The following is a 19,099-nucleotide window of genomic DNA, read 5'->3' on the forward strand; positions in this document are numbered from 1 at the left end:
CACCGCTTGAGCGACGACGCGCACTACGACCCACGACCGCAGGCCCACCCGGGCCTGCACGTGATCGCGCTGGTCGAAGCCGGCAAGGGCCTGCTGGCCCTGCTGGCCGCAAGCGGCCTGGAACTGCTGGGTCCGGCGCCGCTGCAGCGCTGGATCCACGAACTGATCGCGCGCTTCCACCTCAATCCCGAGCACGGCGGGCTGGCCAAGTTCGCCGACGCGATCAGCCCGCATTCTGTGCATCTGGCCGCCGCGGTCGTACTGGCTTACGGCGTGCTGCACCTGATCGAAGCCTGGGGCCTGTGGCGCGCCAAGGCCTGGGCCTCGTGGCTGGGCTGCATCGGCGCCGCCGCCTACCTGCCCTTCGATCTCTACGCCCTGTACAAGCACCCCGGCTGGATCTCGGTGGCGGTGCTGACGATCAACCTGATCGTGGTCTGGGTGCTGGGCCGCGACCTGTTCAAACGCCGCCGCTGAGGCGGCGCCCCGCCTGCCCCAGGCCCCTCGCTCGGGCATACTCCGCCCAGTCCAGGGCTGGGGAATGCCGATGCCGTGCTTGCCGAGACTCGCCGCGCCGACCCTGGCGCTGGCACTGACCGCCTGCGCGCTGGCGCCGCAGGCGCGCAATCCGCCCCCCGCCGAGTCCGCAACGGGCCAGACCGCGACGACCGCCGTCGCCGATCCGCACGGCATCGCCGAGGCCGATCTCGAGCGACTCACCGCCCTGTTGCGCGAGGGCAAACTCAGCAGCGTCCAGCTGACCCAGACCTACCTCGACCGCATCGCCGCGCTCGACGACGCCGGGCCCAGGCTCAACGCGGTGATCGAGCTCAATCCCGACGCCCTGGCCGAAGCGCAGCGCCTGGACGGCGAGCGCAAGGCCGGCACGTCGCGCGGGCCGCTGCACGGTATTCCGGTGCTGGTCAAGGACAACGTCGACGCCACCCCGATGGCCAATTCGGCCGGCTCGCTGGCGCTGGCGGCGCACAGGCCCAAGACCGACGCGCCCCTGGTCGCCGCCTTGCGCGCGGCCGGCGCGGTGGTCCTGGGCAAGACCAATCTCAGCGAGTGGGCCAATTTCCGCTCCACTCACTCGGTGTCGGGCTGGAGCGCGCGCGGCGGGCTGACCCGCAATCCCTATGCCCTGGACCGCAGCGCCTGCGGTTCCAGCAGCGGCACCGGCGCGGCGATCGCCGCCAGCCTGGCCGCGGTCGGCGTGGGCACCGAGACCGACGGCAGCATCCTCTGCCCCGCGGCCATGAACGGCCTGGTCGGCCTCAAGCCCAGCGTGGGCCTGATCAGCCGCGCCGGCATCATTCCGATTTCGGCCAGCCAGGACAGCCCAGGCCCGATGACCCGCAGCGTCGCCGACGCCGCGCGCCTGCTGGGCGTGCTGGCCGCGGCCGAGGCCGGCGGCGACCCGGCCGCGCAAGCCGCGGCCGGGCATCGCCTGGACGACTACACCCGCGCGCTGGATCCGAACGCGCTCAAGGGCGCGCGCATCGGCTATCTGCACGAATCCGGCGTCGGCTACCAGCGCGAGCTCAATGCGGCGCTGGAACGCGCGATCGCGACCCTGCGCCAGGCCGGCGCCACCGTCATCGAAGTCGAGATCCCGACCGCCGGGCAATGGGACGAAGCCGAATACAACGTGCTGCTGTACGAATTCAAGGACGGCCTGCAGCGCTACCTGCGCGACAGTGAGGCGCCGCTGCGCAGCCTGGACGAGGTGATCGCCTACAACCGCGAGCACGCGAAGGAGGAGCTGCCCTACTTCGGCCAGGAGCATTTCGAACGCGCGGCCAAGCGTGGCCCGCTGACCGAGCCACGCTATCGCGAAGCCGCCGCCAAGGCGCGCCGGCTGGCAGGCACGGAGGGCATCGACGCCGTACTCAAGCAACATCAGCTGGACGCGCTGGTCGCGCCCACCACCGGGCCGACCTTCATCGTCGATCCGATCAACGGCGATCACTTCAAGGGCGCCGGCTACGGCGCGGCCGCGGTCGCCGGCTATCCCAGCCTGACCGTGCCCATGGGCGACGCCCAGGGCCTGCCGCTGGGGCTGGCCTTCCTGGGACCGAAATGGAGCGAGGCCAAGCTGCTGGGCTACGGCTATGCCTTCGAGCAACTCACGCGCGCGCGCATCGCGCCGCGCTATCTGCCCAGCTTGCCGACGGAATCGATCCGGACGCCGTAGGGTGTGGTGATAACCGCACCTTCGCCATCCCGCTTCGAGCGGGCGGCCGCGCGGACGATGCGGTTCGCTGCGCTCACCGCATCCTACGGTCGGTTTCGCGGATGCCGTAGGGTGCGGCGACAACCGCACCCTCTCCGCTCGGATGGCCTGATCGTCGCCACGGCGGGGCGGAAATCAGACCGAGTTCGCTCGCGCGTCATGTACTGCGATGCTCTGGCGAGGGCCCGGACCGGCGGCGCAGCGCGACCGGTCCGCTCCAGCCGCCCGGCTCAGGCCGGTGCGGCGATCTGCGCCTGCTTGCGCACGATCAACATCGCCACTTCCAGCGCCTGCTCGTAGTTCAGGCGCGGATCGACGGTGGAGTGGTAGGCGCGTTCCAGATCGCTCTCGGTGAGCTCGCGGGCGCCGCCCAGGCATTCGGTCACGTCCTCGCCGGTCAGCTCCAGGTGCACGCCGCCCAGGCGGGTGCCGGCCGCGGCGTGCAGTTCGAAGGCCTGCTCGATCTCGCTGCGGATGTTGCGGAAGCGGCGGGTCTTGTAGCCGTTGCTGGTGCTCTCGGTGTTGCCGTGCATCGGATCGCAGACCCACAACACGCGGCGGCCGTCGCGACGCACCGCATCCAGCAGCGGCGGCAGCTTGTCGGCGATGGTGCTCGCGCCCATGCGGTGGATGAAGCTCAGGCGGCCCGGCTCGTCCTCGGGATTGAGCAGGTCGATGGTGCGCAGCAGTTGGTCCGGCGTGACCGAGGGACCGACCTTGAGCGCGATCGGATTGCGGATGCCGCGAAAGTACTCGGCATGGGCGCCGTCGGCCGCGGCGGTGCGCATGCCGATCCACGGGTAGTGGGTGCTGAGGTTGAAGTAGCCCCAGTGACGCGGCACCTGCCGGGTCAGCGACTCTTCGTAGGGCAGCAGCAGCGCTTCGTGCGAGGTGTAGAAGTCGACCCGGTTGAGGTTGTGCACTTCCGAGCCCGACAGGGTTTCCATGAAGCGCACCGCGTCGCCGATCGCGTTGACCATGCGCCGGTACTCGTCGGCCAGCGGCGAATGCCCGACCCAGCTCAGGTTCCAATACTCGGGATGGTGCAGGTCGGCGAAACCGCCGTCGATCAGGGCGCGCACGAAGTTCATGGTCATGGCCGAACGCGCATGCGCCTTGATCATGCGGCGCGGATCGGGACGGCGCGCGGCCTCGGTGAAGGCCGGCGCGTTGACCATGTCGCCGCGGTAGCTGGGCAGGGTCACCTCGCCGATGGTCTCGGTGTCTGCCGAGCGCGGCTTGGCGTACTGGCCGGCGAAACGGCCGACCCGCACCACCGGCTTGCGCATGCCGTGCACCAGCACCAGGCTCATCTGCAGCAGCACCTTGAGCCGGTTGGAGATCACGTCCGAGGAGCACTGGTCGAAACTCTCGGCGCAGTCGCCGCCCTGCAGCAGGAAGCGCTTGCCCTCCTGGGCTTCGGCCAGCTGCTGCTTGAGCGCGAGGATCTCCCACGAGGTCACCAGCGGCGGCAGGTTGCGCAGCTCCTGCAGGGCATCGGCGAGCTCGGCCGCGTCCGGATAGGTCGGCAACTGCAGCGCGGTGCGCTCGCGCCAGGACGTGGGCGTCCAGTTGGCAGGCAGATTGACGGCTCGGAGGTTGCGGTCGGTGGCGCTCATTTCCTTGGATCCAGTGGTTGCGGTACGGATTGCGAAGGTCGCGCGCTAGGCGCGGCGGCGGTCAAACGGTGGCGCGCTTGCGGAAGGCGGCGTAGGCCGCCCAGGCGGCCAACACCAGGAAGCAGATCAGGCTCCAGGCCGGCATCGCCAGGCCCAGGAAGGTCCAGTCGACCGCGGCGCATTCGCCGGAGCCGGTCATGACCTTGCGGATCACGCCGGCGATCGGCATGGCTTCGAGCATGTAGTCCAGGCCGGGGCCGCAGGCCGGAACCTGGTCCGGCGGCAGGTGCTGCAGGCGCACGTGGTTGCCGGCGACCAGGATGCCGCCCAGCGCGGCCAGCAGCGCGAACGCGCCGTAAGCCTTGCGGCCGCGCGCGCCCTTGGGGCCGTGGAGCGCGCCCGCCAGGAACACCAGGCCGAGGACGAAGAAGGCCACGCGCTGGAAGATGCACAGCGGGCACGGCTCCAGGCCGTCGTGCAGTTGCAGGTAGAACGCATAGCCCAGCAGGCCCGCGCAGGCGAGGAAGCCCAACAGGTACTGGATTCGGAACGAGGCGGTCAGCGGGCTGGCAGTCATGGTGGTCACCTTACGTCGTGGGCAGCGCCGTGCCTAGCGGGCAGCGGCGCCGGTTCGGTTATGACGTCAGAAGACTCCGACAGGCGGCAAAAGTTGCCGGTGGTTGCCTGCGAAACCGTTGCCGTCGTAACCGTCGCCAGAACGCAAAAGCCCCGGCCTGGGCCGGGGCTCTTACGCGCATCGCCGCTGGCGCGGCGTTGCGGAGTACCGCTGCGGATCGATCTCCGCGCCGTCGATTACTCGGCGGCTTCGGGGCGATCGACCAGCTCGACGTAGGCCATCGGCGCATTGTCGCCAGCGCGGAAACCGCACTTGAGGATGCGCAGATAACCGCCCGGACGCGACTGGTAGCGCGGGCCCAGGGTCGTGAACAGCGTGCCCACGGCTTCCTTGTCGCGCAGGCGCGAGAAGGCAAGGCGACGGTTGGCGACGCCATCGATCTTCGCCAAGGTGATCAGCGGCTCCGCGACGCGGCGCAGCTCCTTGGCCTTGGGCAGGGTGGTGCGGATGAGGCCGTGCTTGATGAGGGACGCAGCCATGTTGGTGAACATCGCATCGCGATGGGCACTGGTGCGGCTGAACTTACGTCCGGACTTCTGGTGGCGCATGGTCGTGATTCCTGATGAATGCTGTCGCTATTGAGGTTCGCTGTCGCCTTCATGGCGTTGTTGCATGGACTGCGGATGGCCCTAGCCCGGTCGTCCTGATCGGGCATCGTCGCGAGCCTTGAGGCCCGTCGACGTCTGTGTTGCGGTGTTGCGGTCTTACTACGAACCCCGCGCACGAATGCACGGGGTCCGTCGTTACTCAGGCCTGATGGATCAACCCATCATCCCGTGCTGGGCGATGCCCGCCGGCGGCCAGTTTTCCAGCTTCATGCCGAGGGACAGGCCGCGCTGAGCCAGCACTTCCTTGATCTCGGTAAGCGACTTCTTGCCCAGGTTCGGGGTCTTGAGCAGCTCGACTTCGGTCTTCTGGATCAGATCGCCGACGTAGTAGATGCTCTCGGCCTTGAGGCAGTTGGCCGAACGAACGGTGAGCTCGAGATCGTCGATCGGACGCAGCAGGATCGGGTCGATGCCGCTGGTGGCCGGCTTCGCCGCACCGCGGTCGCGGTGGGTGAAGTCGCCGAACACCGACAGCTGGTCGGTGAGGATGTCGGCGGCGGTGCGCACGGCTTCCTCGGCGTCGATCGTGCCGTTGGTCTCGATGTCCAGCACCAGCTTGTCGAGGTCGGTACGCTGTTCGACGCGCGCGGCTTCGACGGCATAGGCGACGCGACGGACCGGCGAGAAGCTGGCATCCAGCATCAGGCGGCCGATGGTGCGGGTCTCTTCGTCCGGACGACGGCGCGCGGCGGCCGGCTGGTAGCCGAAACCGCGCTCGATCTTCAGACGCATGTTGATCGCCGTGTCCTTGGTAAGGTGGCAGATCACGTGCTCGGTGTTCAGGATCTCGACGTTGTGGTCGGTCTTGATGTCGCCGGCGGTGACGATGCCAGGACCCTGCTTGGCCAGCGACAGCGTGGAAGCGTCGCCGGTGTGCATGCGGATGGCGACGTCCTTGAGGTTCAACAGGACTTCCAGCACGTCCTCTTCGAGACCCTCAACGGTGGTGTACTCGTGGAGCACGCCATCGATTTCGACTTCGGTGATGGCGAAACCCGGGATCGAAGACAGCAGCACACGGCGCAGCGCATTGCCGAGGGTGTGGCCGTAGCCGCGTTCCAGCGGCTCGATCACGACCTTGGCGCGATTGCCGGCAAGGCGTTCGATCTGGGGACCGCGCGGACGCAGTACCTGGTTGGCGGTAACCGTCATGTTTCGGTGTCTCCTGCGAGGCCCCGGCGAACCGGGGCTTCAAAAGATAATTACTTCGAGTACAGCTCGACGATCAGCGCTTCGTTGATATCGGCCGGCAGATCGGCACGATCCGGCACGGCCTTGAACACGCCGCTGAACTTCTTGCTGTCGACCTCGACCCAGGACGGCGAGAGGTCCATCTGCGAAGCGACGGTCAGGGATTCCTGCACGCGCAGCTGCTTCTGGGCCCGCTCGGACAACGCGATCGCGTCGCCGGCCTTGACCTGGTAGGACGGCAGGTTGACGGACTTGCCGTTGACCGTGACGCCGCGGTGCGAGACCAGCTGACGGGCGGCCGGACGGGTAACCGCGAAGCCCATGCGGTAGATCACGTTGTCGAGACGCGTCTCCAGGAGCTGCAGCAGGTTCTCGCCGGTGTTGCCCTTCTTGGTCGAGGCCTTCTTGTAGTAGTTGCGGAACTGACGTTCCAGCAGGCCGTAGATACGCTTGACCTTCTGCTTCTCGCGAAGCTGGGTGGCGTAGTCGGACAGCTTGCCCTTGCGGGCGGTGGGGCCGTGTTGGCCGGGCTTCTGCTCGAGCTTGCACTTCGAATCGAGTGCACGAGCGGACGACTTCAAGCCGAGGTCGGCGCCTTCGCGACGAGCGAGCTTACAGGTGGGACCGATATAACGAGCCATTTTTCTTCAGCTCCTCAGACGCGACGCTTCTTCGGCGGACGGCACCCGTTGTGCGGGATAGGCGTCACGTCGATGATGTTCATGATCTTGTAACCGACGTTGTTCAAAGAACGAACGGCGGACTCACGGCCCGGACCCGGACCCTTGATGCGCACTTCCAGCGACTTCACGCCGTAGTCGAGCGCAGCACGGCCGGCCTTTTCGGCGGCGACCTGAGCGGCGAACGGGGTCGACTTACGCGAACCGCGGAAACCCGCGCCGCCCGAAGTCGCCCACGAGAGCGCATTGCCCTGGCGGTCGGTGATCGTGATGATCGTGTTGTTGAAAGAAGCGTGGACGTGGGCGATGCCGTCGGTGACGACGCGCTTGATCTTCTTCTTGGTTTTTGCAGCTGCCGGCTTAGCCATGGTCTACCCCTTACTTCCTGATGGCCTTGCGCGGACCCTTACGGGTACGTGCATTGGTACGCGTGCGCTGACCGCGCAGCGGCAGGCCGCGGCGGTGACGCAGGCCGCGGTAGCAGCCCAGGTCCATCAGACGCTTGATAGCGATACCGACCTCGCGACGCAGGTCGCCTTCGACCACGTACTTGCCGACTTCGGCGCGCAGGCGCTCGACTTCCGGCTCGGACAGGTCACGGATCTTGGTCGAAGAATTCACGCCTGCGGCATCGCAGACCTTCTTCGAACGGGTACGGCCGATGCCGAAAATGCTTTGCAAACCGACCCAGACATGCTTCTGGGCAGGCAGATTGACGCCCGCAATACGCGCCATAACGCGATCTCCAACTGAGTTTGGCGGCCGAGACGGATTAATCCCGGCGGAGTGAACTGGAAATTTTAACAAGGTCTCGGGTTAATAGGAAGCCCCGCGGCACCCAGGGGTGCCACGGAACCACGGCATGGGGAGTGTGCCCATGCTCCGGCGACGAATCAGGACTGGCTGAACAGGGCGATCCCGCCCTGCTCGCCCCGCGCGCTACTCTGGCGCGCGGAATGGCCCTGACTCACCCGCGCGCGAGACCGCCGCGCGAGCCGCCCTTCAAGTTCGCCTTCTTCAACAGGCTCTCGTACTGATGGGACATCAGATGAGCCTGGATTTGAGCGATGAAATCCATCACCACCACCACCACGATCAGCAACGAGGTGCCGCCGAAGTAGAACGAGGTGCCCAGTTGGGTGCGCATGATCTCCGGGAGGAGACAGACGATCACCAGATAAGCCGCGCCGGCCGCCGTGAGGCGGGTCAGCACGCCGTCGACATAGTCGGCCGTCGCCTTGCCCGGGCGGATGCCCGGAATCAGCGCGCCCGACTTCTTCAGATTGTCGGCCGTTTCCTGCGAATTGAACACCAGCGCCGTGTAGAAGAAGGCGAAACCGATGATCAGGGCCGCGTACAGGATCATGTGCAGCGGCTCGCCCGGGTTCAGCCACTGGCTGACCCGCTGCAGCCACGTCGCCGAGCTGCTCTGGCTGAACCAGGTGGCCGCCGTCGCCGGGAACATCACGATGCTGGAAGCGAAGATGGCCGGGATCACGCCGGACATGTTGAGCTTCAGCGGCAGGAACGACGACTGGTTCATGTAGGCGTTACGGCCGCCCTGACGGCGGGCGTAATTGACCGTGATCCGGCGCTGGCCGCGTTCGACGAACACCACCAGATAGGTGAACACCACCACGATGGCCACCACCGCGATCGCGATCATGGGGTTCATGGTGCCGTCGTTGATCTGGGTGAACATGGTGATCACCGCGGCGGGCAAGCCCGCGACGATGCCGGCGAAGATGATCAGGGACACGCCGTTGCCGATGCCGCGCTCGGTCACCTGCTCGCCGATCCACATCAGGAACATGGTGCCGGCGGTCAACGCCAGTACCGCGGTCAGGATGAAGCCCGGGCCCGGGTTGTAGACCACCGGGATGCCCTGGCTCGCGCCGCCGGCCTGCAGGGCCGTCGCGATACCCCAGGCCTGGAACACGGCCAGGGGGATCGCGCCCATGCGCGACCACTGGTTGATCTTGCGCCGGCCCGACTCGCCTTCCTTCTGGATGGCCTTCAGGCTGGGCACGATCTGCACCAGCAGCTGCACGATGATCGACGCCGAGATGTACGGCATCACGTTCAGCGCGAACAGGCTGAAGCGGTGAAGGGCGCCGCCCGAGAACATGTTGAGCATGTCCACGATCGTGCCCTTCTGCGATTCCATCAGCTGGAGCATCGCCTCGGGATTGACGCCCGGCACCGGGATGTAGCAACCGATGCGGTAGACGATCAATGCGCCGACTACGAACAGCAGACGTTGGCGGAGCTCGGTGAACTTACCGAGACCGCCGCCGAGACCGGCCATCGCGTTGCTGCTCCGCGCCATGTATCGCTTACTCCTCGACCTTGCCGCCGGCCGCTTCGATAGCGGCCTTCGCGCCGGCCGTGGCCAGCACGCCCTTGAGCACGAACGCCTTGTTCAGCTCGCCCTTCTTGACGATCTTCGCCTGCTTGGCCGTGGTCGGCACCAGCTTGGCCGCCAGCAGCTTGGCGAAATCGACCTCGCCGGCTTCCAGCTTGTCCAGCTGGTAGGACAACACTTCGGCGGTGTCCTTGGCGGTCTTGGAGCGGAAGCCGATCTTCGGCAGGCGACGCTGCATCGGGGTCTGACCGCCTTCGAAGCCGGCCTTGATCTTGCCTTTGCCCGAACGAGCGAACGAACCCTTGTGGCCGCGACCGGCGGTCTTGCCGAGGCCGGAACCGATACCGCGACCGACGCGCTTGCGGTCTTCGCGGGCGCCGTCAGCCGGCTTGAGTGTATTGAGACGCATGATGTTCTCCTTAGCCCTCGACCTGAACCAGGTAGTGGACCGTGTTGATCAGGCCACGAACCTGCGGGCTGTCCTTCAGCGTCCGCACGTCGTTGAGCTTGTTCAGGCCCAGCGCCTTCACCGACAGACGGTGACGCGACTGGCAGCCACGCAGACCCTTGACGAGGCGCACCGTGACGGTGCCGCCTTCGACCGGCTTGTTAGCAGCCTTAGCCATGGTTGAGATCCTCCACCTTCTTGCCGCGCTTGGCCGCGATCTTGGCCGGCGAATGCATGCCGGTCAGGCCCTTCAGCGTGGCGCGAACCAGGTTGATCGGGTTACGCGAACCGGTGGCCTTGGCCAGCACGTTCTTGACGCCGACCGCTTCGAGCACGGCGCGCATCGCGCCGCCGGCGATCACGCCGGTACCTTCCGACGCCGGCTGCATGAACACATGCGCCGCGCCGTGGCCCGACTTCACGGCGTGCCACAGGGTGCCGTTGTTCAGATCGACGTTGTTCATCGCCTTGCGGGCGTATTCCATCGACTTCTGGATCGCGACCGGCACTTCGCGCGCCTTGCCGTAGCCGAAGCCGACCTTGCCGTTGCCGTCGCCCACCACCGTCAGCGCGGTGAAGGTGAACTGGCGACCGCCCTTGACGGTCTTGCTGACGCGGTTGACCGCGATCAGCTTCTCGATCATGCCGTCGTCGATCTCTTCGCGGTTACGGTCGCGATCACGACCCCGCGGTGCACGCTGTTCTTCAGCCATTTCGATATCTCGTTGGTTTATGGGATTTGCGGCGTCGCCGCTTATGGTTGTGATATGCATCGGGTGCCGCGACCAGGACGGGAACCCGTCCTGACGCCCGGCGCAGACCGCGCCGGCAGTTGTCCGTTCAGGCGTGGGGACGGATCCCCTCGCCTTCAAGGCTTAGAACTTCAGGCCGCCTTCGCGAGCCGCATCGGCCAGGGCCTTGATGCGACCGTGGTAGCGGTAACCCGAACGGTCGAACGCGACCTTCTCGATGCCGGCGGCCTTGGCCTTGGCGGCGATCGCGTGGCCGACCTTGACGGCGGCCTCGGCGTTCTTGCCGTTCTTCAGGCCTTCCTTGACGTCGGCCTGCACGGTCGAGGCGGCAGCCAGGACCTTGGAACCGTCGGCGGTGAAGACCTGGGCGTACAGGTGCTGGCCGGTGCGCAGCACCGACAGGCGCGGCACGCCGAGTTCGCGGATGTGCGCGCGGGTGGACTTGGCGCGGCGCAGGCGGGAAATGTTCTTGTTCATGTTCTGATCTCCGAAAGCTGAAGGGGGGTCGGCACGGCCCGCGCGGGGCGATGCGTTCCTTAGGCCTTCTTGGCTTCCTTGCGGATGATGACTTCGCCGGCGTACTTCACGCCCTTGCCCTTGTAGGGCTCCGGCGGACGGAAACCACGAATCTTGGCGGCGACTTCACCGACGCGCTGCTTGTCCGCGCCCTGGACCACGATCTCGGTCTGGGTCGGGGTGGCGATGGTGATGCCTTCCGGAGCCTTGAACAGCACCGGGTGCGAGAAACCCAGCGAGAGGTTCAGGTCCTGGCCCTGCATCGAGGCGCGGTAGCCGACGCCGACCAGCTCGAGCTTGCGCTCGAAGCCTTCGGAGACGCCCTTGACCATGTTCGCGAGGATCGCGCGCAGGGTACCCGTCAGCGGGATCAGCGCGGCGTCTTCGGTGGTGAACACGGCTTCGCCGTTTTCGATCTGCAGGTTGATGGCCGCCGGCTTCGCGATCGACAGGGTGCCCTTCGGGCCCTTGGCGCTGACGTTGTCGGCCTGCACGTTCAGTTCGACGCCCTTCGGCAGGGCGATCGGCTTCTTGGCAACTCGGGACATTACGATTCCTCCCTTAGGCCACGAAGCACAGGACTTCACCGCCGACGCCCTGCTGGCGCGCCTGCGCATCGGTCATGATGCCCTTCGAGGTGGAGATGATGGCGATACCCAGGCCGCCGAGGACCTTGGGCAGCGCTTCCTTGCCGCGGTACTGACGCAGGCCCGAGCGGGAGTAGCGCTGGAGGCGCTCGATCACCGGCTTGCCTTCGTAGTACTTCAGCGAGATTTCGAGTTCGGCCTTGCCCGGCGTGGTTTGGGTCACGCGCGAGTCCAGGATGTAGCCCTCGTCCTTCAGGACGGCGGCGATGGCCACCTTCACCTTGGACGACGGCATCTTCACCGTCTGCTTCCGAACAGCCGCCGCATTCTTGATGCGGACCAGCATGTCGGCGATGGGATCAGTCATGCTCATTGAATATCACCTATGAGTAGCACCGATATCCGCGGGATTGCGAATTTCAGTAATAGATACAACGGGTTACAACGCTTTCAACAGCGCCGCCGCGACCCGAGGGCCGCGGCGGTACAGCTGGGACAGCCGACTATCTTACCAGCTTGCCTTGCGAAGACCAGGCACGTCGCCGCGCATGGTGGCTTCGCGCAGCTTGTTGCGGCCCAGGCCGAACTTGCTGTAGACGCCGCGCGAACGGCCGGTCAGGGCGCAGCGGTTGCGCTGGCGGCTCGGCGAGGAGTCGCGCGGCAGCTTCTGCAGCTTCACGGCGGCTTCCAGCTTTTCCTCGTAGGACGAGCTGTCGCTGGAGATGATCTTCTTGAGCGCATCACGCTTGCCGGCGAACTTCTTCACCAGCTTGGTCCGCTTGATGTCGCGGTTGATCATGGAGGTCTTAGCCATAGTTCAATCCTAGACTCAGTTGCGGAACGGGAAGCGGAAGGCTTCGAGCAGGGCCTTGGCCTCGGCATCGGTCTTCGCGGTCGTGGTGATCGCGATGTCCATGCCGCGCAGCGCGTCGACCTGGTCGAAATCGATTTCCGGGAAGATGATCTGTTCCTTGACGCCCATGTTGTAGTTGCCACGGCCGTCGAACGAACGACCCGAGACACCGCGGAAGTCGCGCACGCGCGGCAGCGAGATGTTGATCAGGCGGTCCATGAACTCGTACATCTTGGCGCGGCGCAGGGTGACCTTGGCGCCGATCGGCCAGCCGTCGCGGATCTTGAACGAAGCCACCGACACGCGGGTCTTCGTCACGATCGGCTTCTGACCGGAGATCTTGGCCATGTCGGCGACGGCATTTTCCAGGATCTTCTTGTTGGTCGCAGCCTCGCCCACGCCCATGTTCAGCGTGATCTTGCTCAGGCGCGGCACTTCCATCGGGTTCTTGTAACCGAACTTCTCGGTCAGGGCAGGAACCACTTCTTTCTTGTAAAACTCTTCGAGCCGGGTGGTCATCTCAGCATTCCTCAGGCGTCAACCGCCTCACCGCTGGAGCGGAACACACGCAATTTGCGTCCATCCTCCAGCACCTTGAAACCGATGCGTTCGCCCTTGCCGGTGGCCGGGTTGAACAGCATGACGTTGGAAATGTGAATCGGCGCTTCGCGCTCGATCACGCCGCCCGGCTGGTTGGCCTGCGGATTCGGCTTGGTGTGGCGCTTGACGATGTTGATGTTCGCCACGACGACCTTGTCGCCGAGAACGCGCACGACGTCGCCCTTCTTGCCCTTGTCCTTGCCGGCGGTGACGATCACCTGATCGCCCTTCTTGATACGGTTCATGGTCTAGTTCCTCCGCTCAGAGCACTTCAGGCGCGAGCGAGACGATCTTCATGAACTTCTCCGAGCGCAGCTCGCGAGTCACGGGCCCGAAGATACGGGTGCCGATCGGCTCATGCTTGTTGTTGAGCAACACCGCAGCGTTGCCATCGAAGCGGATCAGCGAACCGTCCGGGCGGCGAACGCCCTTGCGGGTGCGGACCACGACGGCGTCGTAGACGTCGCCCTTCTTGACCTTGCCGCGCGGGATCGCGTCCTTGACGGTGACCTTGATGATGTCGCCAATGTGCGCGTAACGGCGCTTGGAGCCGCCGAGCACCTTGATGCACATCACTTCTTTCGCACCGGAGTTATCGGCCACTGCGAGGTAGCTTTGCATCTGGATCATGGTTCAGCCTCCTCTTATTCGGCCACGCGGCTGACGATCTCAACCACGCTCCAGTTCTTGGTCTTCGACATCGGCGCAATTTCCTTCACTCGCACGATATCGCCTTCTTTGCAGGCGTTCTCGGCGTCGTGGGCGTGGAGCTTGGTCGAGCGGCGGATGTACTTGCCGTACAGCGCGTGCTTGACTTGACGCTCGACGAGCACGGTGACGGTCTTGTCCATCTTGTTGCTGACGACCCGGCCTTCAACCGTGCGCAGCGCCTTCTCTGTGTTGTTGTCGGTCATGGCGTGGGTCCTTACTTCTTCTGACCCAGCAGCATGTTCACGCGAGCGATTTCGCGGCGAACACGGCGGGCCTCATGGGTCTTGGCGAGCTGACCGGTGGCCTTCTGCATGCGGAGGGCGAAGCTCTCCTTGTGCAGATCGACCAGGTGAGCCTTGAGCTCGTCTGCCGACTTCTCGCGCAGTTGCTTGAGTTCCATTAGCGCACCGTCCGGGTAACGAAAGTGGTGGTCACCGAGAGCTTGGCGGCCGCCAGACGGAACGCTTCACGCGCGACGTCCTCGGCGACACCTTCGATCTCGTAAATCATGCGACCGGGCTGGATCTGGGCGACCCAGTACTCGACGTTGCCCTTACCGGAGCCCATTCGGACTTCGATCGGCTTCTTGGTGATCGGCTTGTCCGGGAACACGCGGATCCACATCTTGCCGCCGCGCTTCACGTAACGGCTGATCGAACGGCGAGCCGCCTCGATCTGACGCGCGGTGAGCTGGCCGTGTGCGGTCGCCTTGAGGCCGTATTCGCCGAAGCTGACGGCATTGCCGTTCCAGCTCAGGCCCTCATTGCGGCCCTTGTGTACCTTGCGGTACTTGGTTCGCTTGGGTTGCAACATGGCGGATTACCTCTGTTCGCGGGCAGGACGGCCCGGGCGGTCGTTACGGTCGCCGCGGTCGCCGCGGTCACCACGATCGCTGCGCGGCGAATCGTCCTGCTTTTCCTGGCCGACCTGCGAGAAATCGAAGATTTCGCCGCGGTAGACCCAGACTTTGATGCCGATGATGCCGTACGTCGTCTTGGCTTCAGCGAAGCCGTAGTCGATGTCGGCGCGCAGGGTGTGCAGAGGCACGCGGCCTTCGCGGTACCACTCCGAACGCGCGATCTCGGCGCCGTTGAGACGGCCGGCGACGTTGACCTTGATGCCCAGGGCGCCGAGGCGCATCGCGTTGCCGACGGCGCGCTTCATCGCGCGGCGGAACATGATGCGGCGCTCGAGCTGCTGAGCGATCGACTCGGCGACCAACTGCGCGTCGAGTTCCGGCTTGCGGACCTCGGTCACGTTGATGTGCGCCGGAACGCCCATCAGCGCGCTGACTTCCTTACGCAGCTTCTCGATGTCCTCGCCGCGCTTGCCGATCACCACGCCCGGACGGGCGGTGTGGATCGTGACGCGAGCGTTGTTGGCCGGGCGCTCGATGAAGATCTTCGAGATACCGGCCTGCGCGAGCTTCTTGCGAAGCATCTCGCGGACCTTGAGGTCGGCGGCCAGGTACTCGGCGTACTGCTTCTTGCCGGCGAACCACTTGGAGTTCCAGTCCTTGGAGATACCAAGGCGGATACCGGTCGGATGAACTTTATGACCCATTGTCTGACTCCGCCTTACTTGCCCGCGCCCACAACCACAGTGATGTGGCTGGTGCGCTTGAGGATGCGGGTGCCGCGGCCCTTCGCACGCGCCATGAAGCGCTTAAGTGCGGGACCCTCGTCCACCATGATGGTCTTGACCTTGAGCTCGTCGACGTCGGCGCCCTGGTTGTTCTCGGCGTTGGCGATGGCGGACTCCACGACCTTGCGGATCAGTGCAGCTGCCTTCTTGTCCGAGAACTTCAGCAGGTTGACGGCGCGTTCGGCGGACAGACCGCGCACCTGGTCGGCGACCAGGCGGGCCTTCTGCGGGGAGATGCGCGCGGTGCGCAGGATGGCTTTCGCTTCCATGGTCATCTCCTTACTTACCCGACTTCTTGTCGCCGCCGTGACCCTTGAACGTACGGGTCAGGGCGAATTCGCCAAGCTTGTGGCCAACCATGTTTTCGTTGACCAACACCGGGATGTGGTTCTTGCCGTTGTGCACGGCGATGGTGAAACCCACCATCTCCGGAAGCACCATCGAGCGACGCGACCAGGTCTTGATCGGCTTCTTGTTGTTGCCCGCGACTTCCACCTTCTTCATCAGATGGTGGTCGACGAACGGACCCTTTTTGAGTGAACGTGCCATGGCCGATTAGCTCCTGCGATCGCGAACGATGAACTGCTGCGTACGCTTGTTCTTACGCGTCTTGTAACCCTTGGTCGGCACGCCCCACGGCGTGACCGGATGCGGGTTGCCCTGGCCAGCCTTGGCCTCACCACCGCCGTGCGGATGGTCGACCGGGTTCATGGCCGCACCGCGGACGGTCGGCTTGATACCGCGCCAGCGCTTGGCGCCGGCCTTGCCGAGCTTCTCGAGGCTGTGTTCGTCGTTGCCGACTTCGCCGATCGTGGCGCCGCATTCGGCCGGCACCTTGCGCATTTCGCCGGAGCGAAGACGCAGCGTGGCGTAGCCCTGCTCGCGAGCCACCAGGTAGGCGCTGGCGCCGGCCGCACGGGCCAGCTGGGCGCCCTTGCCCGGCTTCATCTCGACGCAGCACACGGTGGTGCCGACCGGGATGTTGCTCAGCGGCAGCGTGTTGCCGACGCGGATCGGGGCGTCGCGGCCCGCGATCACCTGGTCGCCGTCCTTCAGGCCCTTGGGGGCGATGATGTAACGACGCTCGCCATCGACGTAGCACAGCAGCGCGATGTGCGCGGTGCGGTTCGGATCGTACTCGATCCGCTCGACGCGGGCGGGGATGCCGACCTTGTCGCGCTTGAAGTCGATGATGCGGTAATGCTGCTTGTGGCCACCGCCGATATGACGGGTGGTGATGCGACCGTGGTGGTTACGGCCGCCGCTCTTGCTCTGCTTCTCGACCAACGCCGCGTGCGGCGCGCCCTTATGCAGGCCCGGCGTCACCACGCGGACCGCGCTACGGCGGCCGGGGGAAGTGGGCTTGAAAGTCATCAATGCCATGGGTCTTTCCTCAGGGCTTGGCAATCACGTCGATCGACTGGCCAGCGGCCAGCTTCACGTACGCCTTGCGCCAGTCGCCGCGACGGCCCATGCGGAACTTGAAGGCCTTGTTCTTGCCCTTCACGTTGACCACATTCACCGCCTCGACCTTAACGTCGAACAGCTTTTCCACGGCGACCTTGATGTCGGCCTTGGTAGCGTCCGTCGCGACTTCGAAGACGTATTGGTTGGAAACTTCCTGCAGACGCGCGGTCTTTTCGGACACGCGCGGCGCACGGATGATGCTGTAGAGCTTGGCGTCGTTCATGCCAGCCACTCCTCGATCTTCTTGACCGCATCGGTCGTGAACACGATCGAATCGGCGCCGACGAGGGCGACCGGATCGAGTCCCTGCACGTCGCGGACTTCCACGTAAGGCAGGTTGCGCGCCGAGAGGTACAGGTTCTCGGAGGCTTCCTCGGTGACGAGCAGCGGACGACGGCCCATTTCGAGCGACTTCAGCTTGGCGACCATGCCCGAGGTCTTCGGCGAGTCGATGTCCAGCGACTCGACGACGGTGATGCGGCCCTGGCGGTTCAATTCCGACAGGATCGCAGCCATCGCTGCGCGGTACATCTTGCGGTTGACCTTCTGCGCGAAGCTGCGCGGCTTGGCCGCGAAGGTCACGCCGCCGCCGACGAAGATCGGAGCCGTCAGCGCGCCGTGACGCGCACCGCCGCCCTTCTGCTTCTTCGACTTCTTGGTGGTGCCGTTGACTTCCGAACGCGTCTTCTGCGCCTTGGTGCCGGCGCGGCCCGCGTTGCGGTAGGCCACAACGACCTGGTGGACCAGGTCTTCGCTGAATTCGCGATCGAAGATGGCGTCGGAAACCGACAGCTTCTTGTCGCTACCGTTGATGGCAAGTTCCATCGTTATGCTCCCTTGCTCGTCGGACGGACGATCACGTCGCCGCCCGGCGCGCCCGGCACGGCGCCCTTGATGGCGATCAGGCCGCGCTCGGCGTCGACCTTGACCACTTCCAGGCCCTGCGTGCTCTGCTGGACGGCGCCCATGTGACCGGACATCTTCTTGCCCGGGAAAACGCGGCCCGGCGTCTGGCGCTGGCCGATCGAACCCGGCGAGCGGTGCGACAGCGAGTTACCGTGCGTCGCGTCGCCCATGCGGAAATTCCAGCGCTTGATCGTGCCCTGGAAGCCCTTGCCCTTGGTGATGCCCTGGACGTCGACGATCTGGCCTTCGGAGAAGATGTCGGCCTTGATCTCGCCGCCCACTTCGAAAGCGCCGATCTGGTCGGCTTCCACGCGCAGCTCCCACAGGCCGCGACCGGCTTCGACCTTCGCCTTGGCGAGGTGACCGGCTTCCGGCTTATTGACGAGCGCGGCGCGGCGCACGCCGACCGTCACCTGCACGGCGCTGTAGCCGTCGGTGTCGGTGGTCTTGATCTGGGTGATACGGTTCGGAGTGGCTTCGATCAGCGTCACCGGCACCGACTTACCGTCGGCGAGGAAGACGCGGCTCATGCCGGCCTTGCGGCCGACGATGCCCAACGAATATTTCTTCGCGGTCATGGTGGCTTGCCTCAGGTCAGCTTGATCTGCACGTCGACGCCAGCCGCGAGTTCGAGCTTCATCAGCGCGTCCACGGTCTTGTCGTTGGGGTCGACGATGTCGAGCACGCGCTTGTGCGTGCGGGTCTCGTACTGGTCGCGCGCGTCCTTATCGACGTGCGGGGAAACCAGAACGGTGTAACGCTCGATCTTGGTCGGCAGCGGGATCGGGCCGCGCACTTGCGCGCCGGTCCGCTTGGCCGTCTCGACGATCTCGCTGGCCGAGCGGTCGATCAGACGATGATCGTACGCCTTCAGCCGAATCCGGATCTTTTGGTCCGCCATGACGGAATTCCTTGGTTGAAAGAGCGACGGGCCGGCTTCTGGGTGTGCCGAACCCCACGAAAACGCAAACACTCCAGAGCAGCACCCTCGCCCCGGAGCTTCCTTGCCTGGAAAAAAACTAAGGCAGACCGGTTTCCCGGCCCGCCCAGACTGAGCAGAACGCACGAAGGGCCCCGTGTAGCGTTCCTTGGAAGCCGTGAACCGTTAGGTTCGGGGCCCGGAACGTACGGAGCGCTGCCGTGCGACATATCCCTGTCTGGCGAATACGAGGTGCGTCCTGCTCCTCATTTCGCTGGTCGTGCCGCCCTGGATTTACAGGACTGGCACGGTGGTCGCGCATTCTAACCGTATTGCCTGGGAGGACGCAAGCGTCCTGCC

The 19,099-nt window shown here is 65.3% G+C and carries 31 protein-coding genes; 2 read left to right on the plus strand and 29 right to left on the minus strand.

The features are described from left to right. Positions 1-6: 6 nt before the first annotated feature. Together V1318_RS09155 and V1318_RS09160 are read left to right on the plus strand one after the other, a co-directional pair. Positions 7-477 (plus strand): DUF2127 domain-containing protein, encoded by a 471-nt coding sequence (locus V1318_RS09155; protein ID WP_332939361.1) that lies wholly within the window; start codon positions 7-9, stop codon positions 475-477. Positions 478-691: 214 nt separating this feature from the next. Then, positions 692-2,197 carry an amidase gene (locus V1318_RS09160; protein ID WP_332939560.1) on the plus strand — a complete coding sequence of 502 codons (1,506 nt, stop codon included), beginning with the start codon at positions 692-694 and terminating at the stop codon, positions 2,195-2,197. 269 nt (positions 2,198-2,466) lie between these two features. Here the strand turns inward: V1318_RS09160 and V1318_RS09165 are convergent, their stop codons facing one another. The 29 genes from V1318_RS09165 to rpsJ all read right to left on the minus strand — a co-directional run bounded on the left by V1318_RS09165 (position 2,467) and on the right by rpsJ (position 18,721). Further along, entirely contained in the window at positions 2,467-3,855 is a 1,389-nt protein-coding gene (locus tag V1318_RS09165) for a 3-deoxy-7-phosphoheptulonate synthase class II (protein WP_332939362.1), read from the minus strand. A 61-nt stretch (positions 3,856-3,916) separates the two neighbouring features. Continuing rightward, the gene (locus tag V1318_RS09170) at positions 3,917-4,432 is read right to left on the minus strand and encodes a disulfide bond formation protein B (RefSeq protein WP_332939363.1); all 516 of its coding nucleotides are present in this window, start codon (positions 4,430-4,432) and stop codon (positions 3,917-3,919) included. A 236-nt stretch (positions 4,433-4,668) separates the two neighbouring features. Further along, entirely contained in the window at positions 4,669-5,040 is a 372-nt protein-coding gene (gene rplQ / locus V1318_RS09175) for a 50S ribosomal protein L17 (RefSeq protein ID WP_091636266.1), read from the minus strand. Positions 5,041-5,253: 213 nt separating this feature from the next. After that, a complete protein-coding gene (rpoA, locus tag V1318_RS09180) occupies positions 5,254-6,252 on the minus strand; it encodes a DNA-directed RNA polymerase subunit alpha (protein ID WP_055902375.1) in 999 nt (332 codons plus the stop codon). A 50-nt stretch (positions 6,253-6,302) separates the two neighbouring features. Then, positions 6,303-6,932, minus strand: a complete 630-nt coding sequence (rpsD, locus tag V1318_RS09185) for a 30S ribosomal protein S4 (protein ID WP_055902372.1) — start codon at positions 6,930-6,932, stop codon at positions 6,303-6,305. 14 nt (positions 6,933-6,946) lie between these two features. Next, entirely contained in the window at positions 6,947-7,339 is a 393-nt protein-coding gene (gene rpsK, locus V1318_RS09190) for a 30S ribosomal protein S11 (protein ID WP_055902370.1), read from the minus strand. 10 nt (positions 7,340-7,349) lie between these two features. Next, positions 7,350-7,706 (minus strand): 30S ribosomal protein S13, encoded by a 357-nt coding sequence (gene rpsM, locus V1318_RS09195; protein WP_056172351.1) that lies wholly within the window; start codon positions 7,704-7,706, stop codon positions 7,350-7,352. A 232-nt stretch (positions 7,707-7,938) separates the two neighbouring features. After that, positions 7,939-9,300, minus strand: a complete 1,362-nt coding sequence (secY, locus tag V1318_RS09200; protein WP_332939365.1) for a preprotein translocase subunit SecY — start codon at positions 9,298-9,300, stop codon at positions 7,939-7,941. 7 nt (positions 9,301-9,307) lie between these two features. Then, positions 9,308-9,745 carry a 50S ribosomal protein L15 gene (gene rplO / locus V1318_RS09205; RefSeq protein WP_332939366.1) on the minus strand — a complete coding sequence of 146 codons (438 nt, stop codon included), beginning with the start codon at positions 9,743-9,745 and terminating at the stop codon, positions 9,308-9,310. Between the two features lie 10 nt (positions 9,746-9,755). Beyond that, positions 9,756-9,962: a 50S ribosomal protein L30 gene (gene rpmD, locus V1318_RS09210; RefSeq protein WP_036111762.1), complete on the minus strand. Its 207-nt coding sequence runs from the start codon at positions 9,960-9,962 to the stop codon at positions 9,756-9,758. Beyond that, entirely contained in the window at positions 9,955-10,497 is a 543-nt protein-coding gene (gene rpsE, locus V1318_RS09215; protein ID WP_055902361.1) for a 30S ribosomal protein S5, read from the minus strand. Before rpsE ends, rpmD begins: the two co-directional genes overlap by 8 nt. A 162-nt stretch (positions 10,498-10,659) precedes the next feature. Then, positions 10,660-11,013 carry a 50S ribosomal protein L18 gene (rplR, locus tag V1318_RS09220; RefSeq protein WP_056172342.1) on the minus strand — a complete coding sequence of 118 codons (354 nt, stop codon included), beginning with the start codon at positions 11,011-11,013 and terminating at the stop codon, positions 10,660-10,662. A 59-nt stretch (positions 11,014-11,072) separates the two neighbouring features. Next, positions 11,073-11,600, minus strand: coding sequence for a 50S ribosomal protein L6 (gene rplF, locus V1318_RS09225; RefSeq protein WP_091636274.1), 528 nt, complete (start codon positions 11,598-11,600; stop codon positions 11,073-11,075). A 13-nt stretch (positions 11,601-11,613) separates the two neighbouring features. Then, a complete protein-coding gene (rpsH, locus tag V1318_RS09230; protein WP_056172334.1) occupies positions 11,614-12,012 on the minus strand; it encodes a 30S ribosomal protein S8 in 399 nt (132 codons plus the stop codon). Positions 12,013-12,147: 135 nt separating this feature from the next. Continuing rightward, positions 12,148-12,453 (minus strand): 30S ribosomal protein S14, encoded by a 306-nt coding sequence (gene rpsN / locus V1318_RS09235; protein WP_332939368.1) that lies wholly within the window; start codon positions 12,451-12,453, stop codon positions 12,148-12,150. A 15-nt stretch (positions 12,454-12,468) separates the two neighbouring features. Further along, the gene (gene rplE / locus V1318_RS09240) at positions 12,469-13,011 is read right to left on the minus strand and encodes a 50S ribosomal protein L5 (RefSeq protein WP_332939369.1); all 543 of its coding nucleotides are present in this window, start codon (positions 13,009-13,011) and stop codon (positions 12,469-12,471) included. A gap of 11 nt (positions 13,012-13,022) precedes the next feature. Continuing rightward, on the minus strand, positions 13,023-13,337 hold the full coding sequence (gene rplX / locus V1318_RS09245) for a 50S ribosomal protein L24 (protein WP_056172324.1): 315 nt from the start codon (positions 13,335-13,337) through the stop codon (positions 13,023-13,025). Between the two features lie 16 nt (positions 13,338-13,353). Beyond that, positions 13,354-13,722, minus strand: a complete 369-nt coding sequence (rplN, locus tag V1318_RS09250) for a 50S ribosomal protein L14 (protein ID WP_056172322.1) — start codon at positions 13,720-13,722, stop codon at positions 13,354-13,356. Between the two features lie 14 nt (positions 13,723-13,736). Beyond that, on the minus strand, positions 13,737-14,006 hold the full coding sequence (gene rpsQ, locus V1318_RS09255) for a 30S ribosomal protein S17 (RefSeq protein ID WP_055902341.1): 270 nt from the start codon (positions 14,004-14,006) through the stop codon (positions 13,737-13,739). An 11-nt stretch (positions 14,007-14,017) separates the two neighbouring features. After that, complete coding sequence (gene rpmC, locus V1318_RS09260; protein WP_056172318.1) at positions 14,018-14,203, minus strand: 50S ribosomal protein L29; 186 nt, start codon at positions 14,201-14,203, stop codon at positions 14,018-14,020. After that, positions 14,203-14,616, minus strand: coding sequence for a 50S ribosomal protein L16 (rplP, locus tag V1318_RS09265; protein ID WP_055902334.1), 414 nt, complete (start codon positions 14,614-14,616; stop codon positions 14,203-14,205). The genes rpmC and rplP overlap by 1 nt, the downstream gene beginning before the upstream one ends. Positions 14,617-14,622: 6 nt before the next feature. Next, positions 14,623-15,366 carry a 30S ribosomal protein S3 gene (rpsC, locus tag V1318_RS09270; protein ID WP_056172314.1) on the minus strand — a complete coding sequence of 248 codons (744 nt, stop codon included), beginning with the start codon at positions 15,364-15,366 and terminating at the stop codon, positions 14,623-14,625. Between the two features lie 14 nt (positions 15,367-15,380). Further along, on the minus strand, positions 15,381-15,716 hold the full coding sequence (gene rplV, locus V1318_RS09275) for a 50S ribosomal protein L22 (RefSeq protein ID WP_056176302.1): 336 nt from the start codon (positions 15,714-15,716) through the stop codon (positions 15,381-15,383). 10 nt (positions 15,717-15,726) lie between these two features. After that, a complete protein-coding gene (gene rpsS / locus V1318_RS09280) occupies positions 15,727-15,996 on the minus strand; it encodes a 30S ribosomal protein S19 (protein WP_091636279.1) in 270 nt (89 codons plus the stop codon). 6 nt (positions 15,997-16,002) lie between these two features. Beyond that, positions 16,003-16,830 (minus strand): 50S ribosomal protein L2, encoded by an 828-nt coding sequence (gene rplB / locus V1318_RS09285; RefSeq protein WP_332939370.1) that lies wholly within the window; start codon positions 16,828-16,830, stop codon positions 16,003-16,005. 10 nt (positions 16,831-16,840) lie between these two features. Beyond that, complete coding sequence (gene rplW, locus V1318_RS09290) at positions 16,841-17,137, minus strand: 50S ribosomal protein L23 (RefSeq protein ID WP_232909393.1); 297 nt, start codon at positions 17,135-17,137, stop codon at positions 16,841-16,843. Further along, positions 17,134-17,739: a 50S ribosomal protein L4 gene (gene rplD, locus V1318_RS09295; RefSeq protein ID WP_332939371.1), complete on the minus strand. Its 606-nt coding sequence runs from the start codon at positions 17,737-17,739 to the stop codon at positions 17,134-17,136. Before rplD ends, rplW begins: the two co-directional genes overlap by 4 nt. A 2-nt stretch (positions 17,740-17,741) precedes the next feature. Beyond that, positions 17,742-18,398 carry a 50S ribosomal protein L3 gene (gene rplC / locus V1318_RS09300; protein ID WP_056172304.1) on the minus strand — a complete coding sequence of 219 codons (657 nt, stop codon included), beginning with the start codon at positions 18,396-18,398 and terminating at the stop codon, positions 17,742-17,744. 11 nt (positions 18,399-18,409) lie between these two features. After that, complete coding sequence (gene rpsJ, locus V1318_RS09305) at positions 18,410-18,721, minus strand: 30S ribosomal protein S10 (RefSeq protein ID WP_022968186.1); 312 nt, start codon at positions 18,719-18,721, stop codon at positions 18,410-18,412. Positions 18,722-19,099 lie beyond the last annotated feature (378 nt).

This window comes from Lysobacter sp. CCNWLW3 (genome assembly GCF_036697405.1).
In the GTDB taxonomy this organism is placed as follows: Bacteria; Pseudomonadota; Gammaproteobacteria; order Xanthomonadales; family Xanthomonadaceae; genus Lysobacter.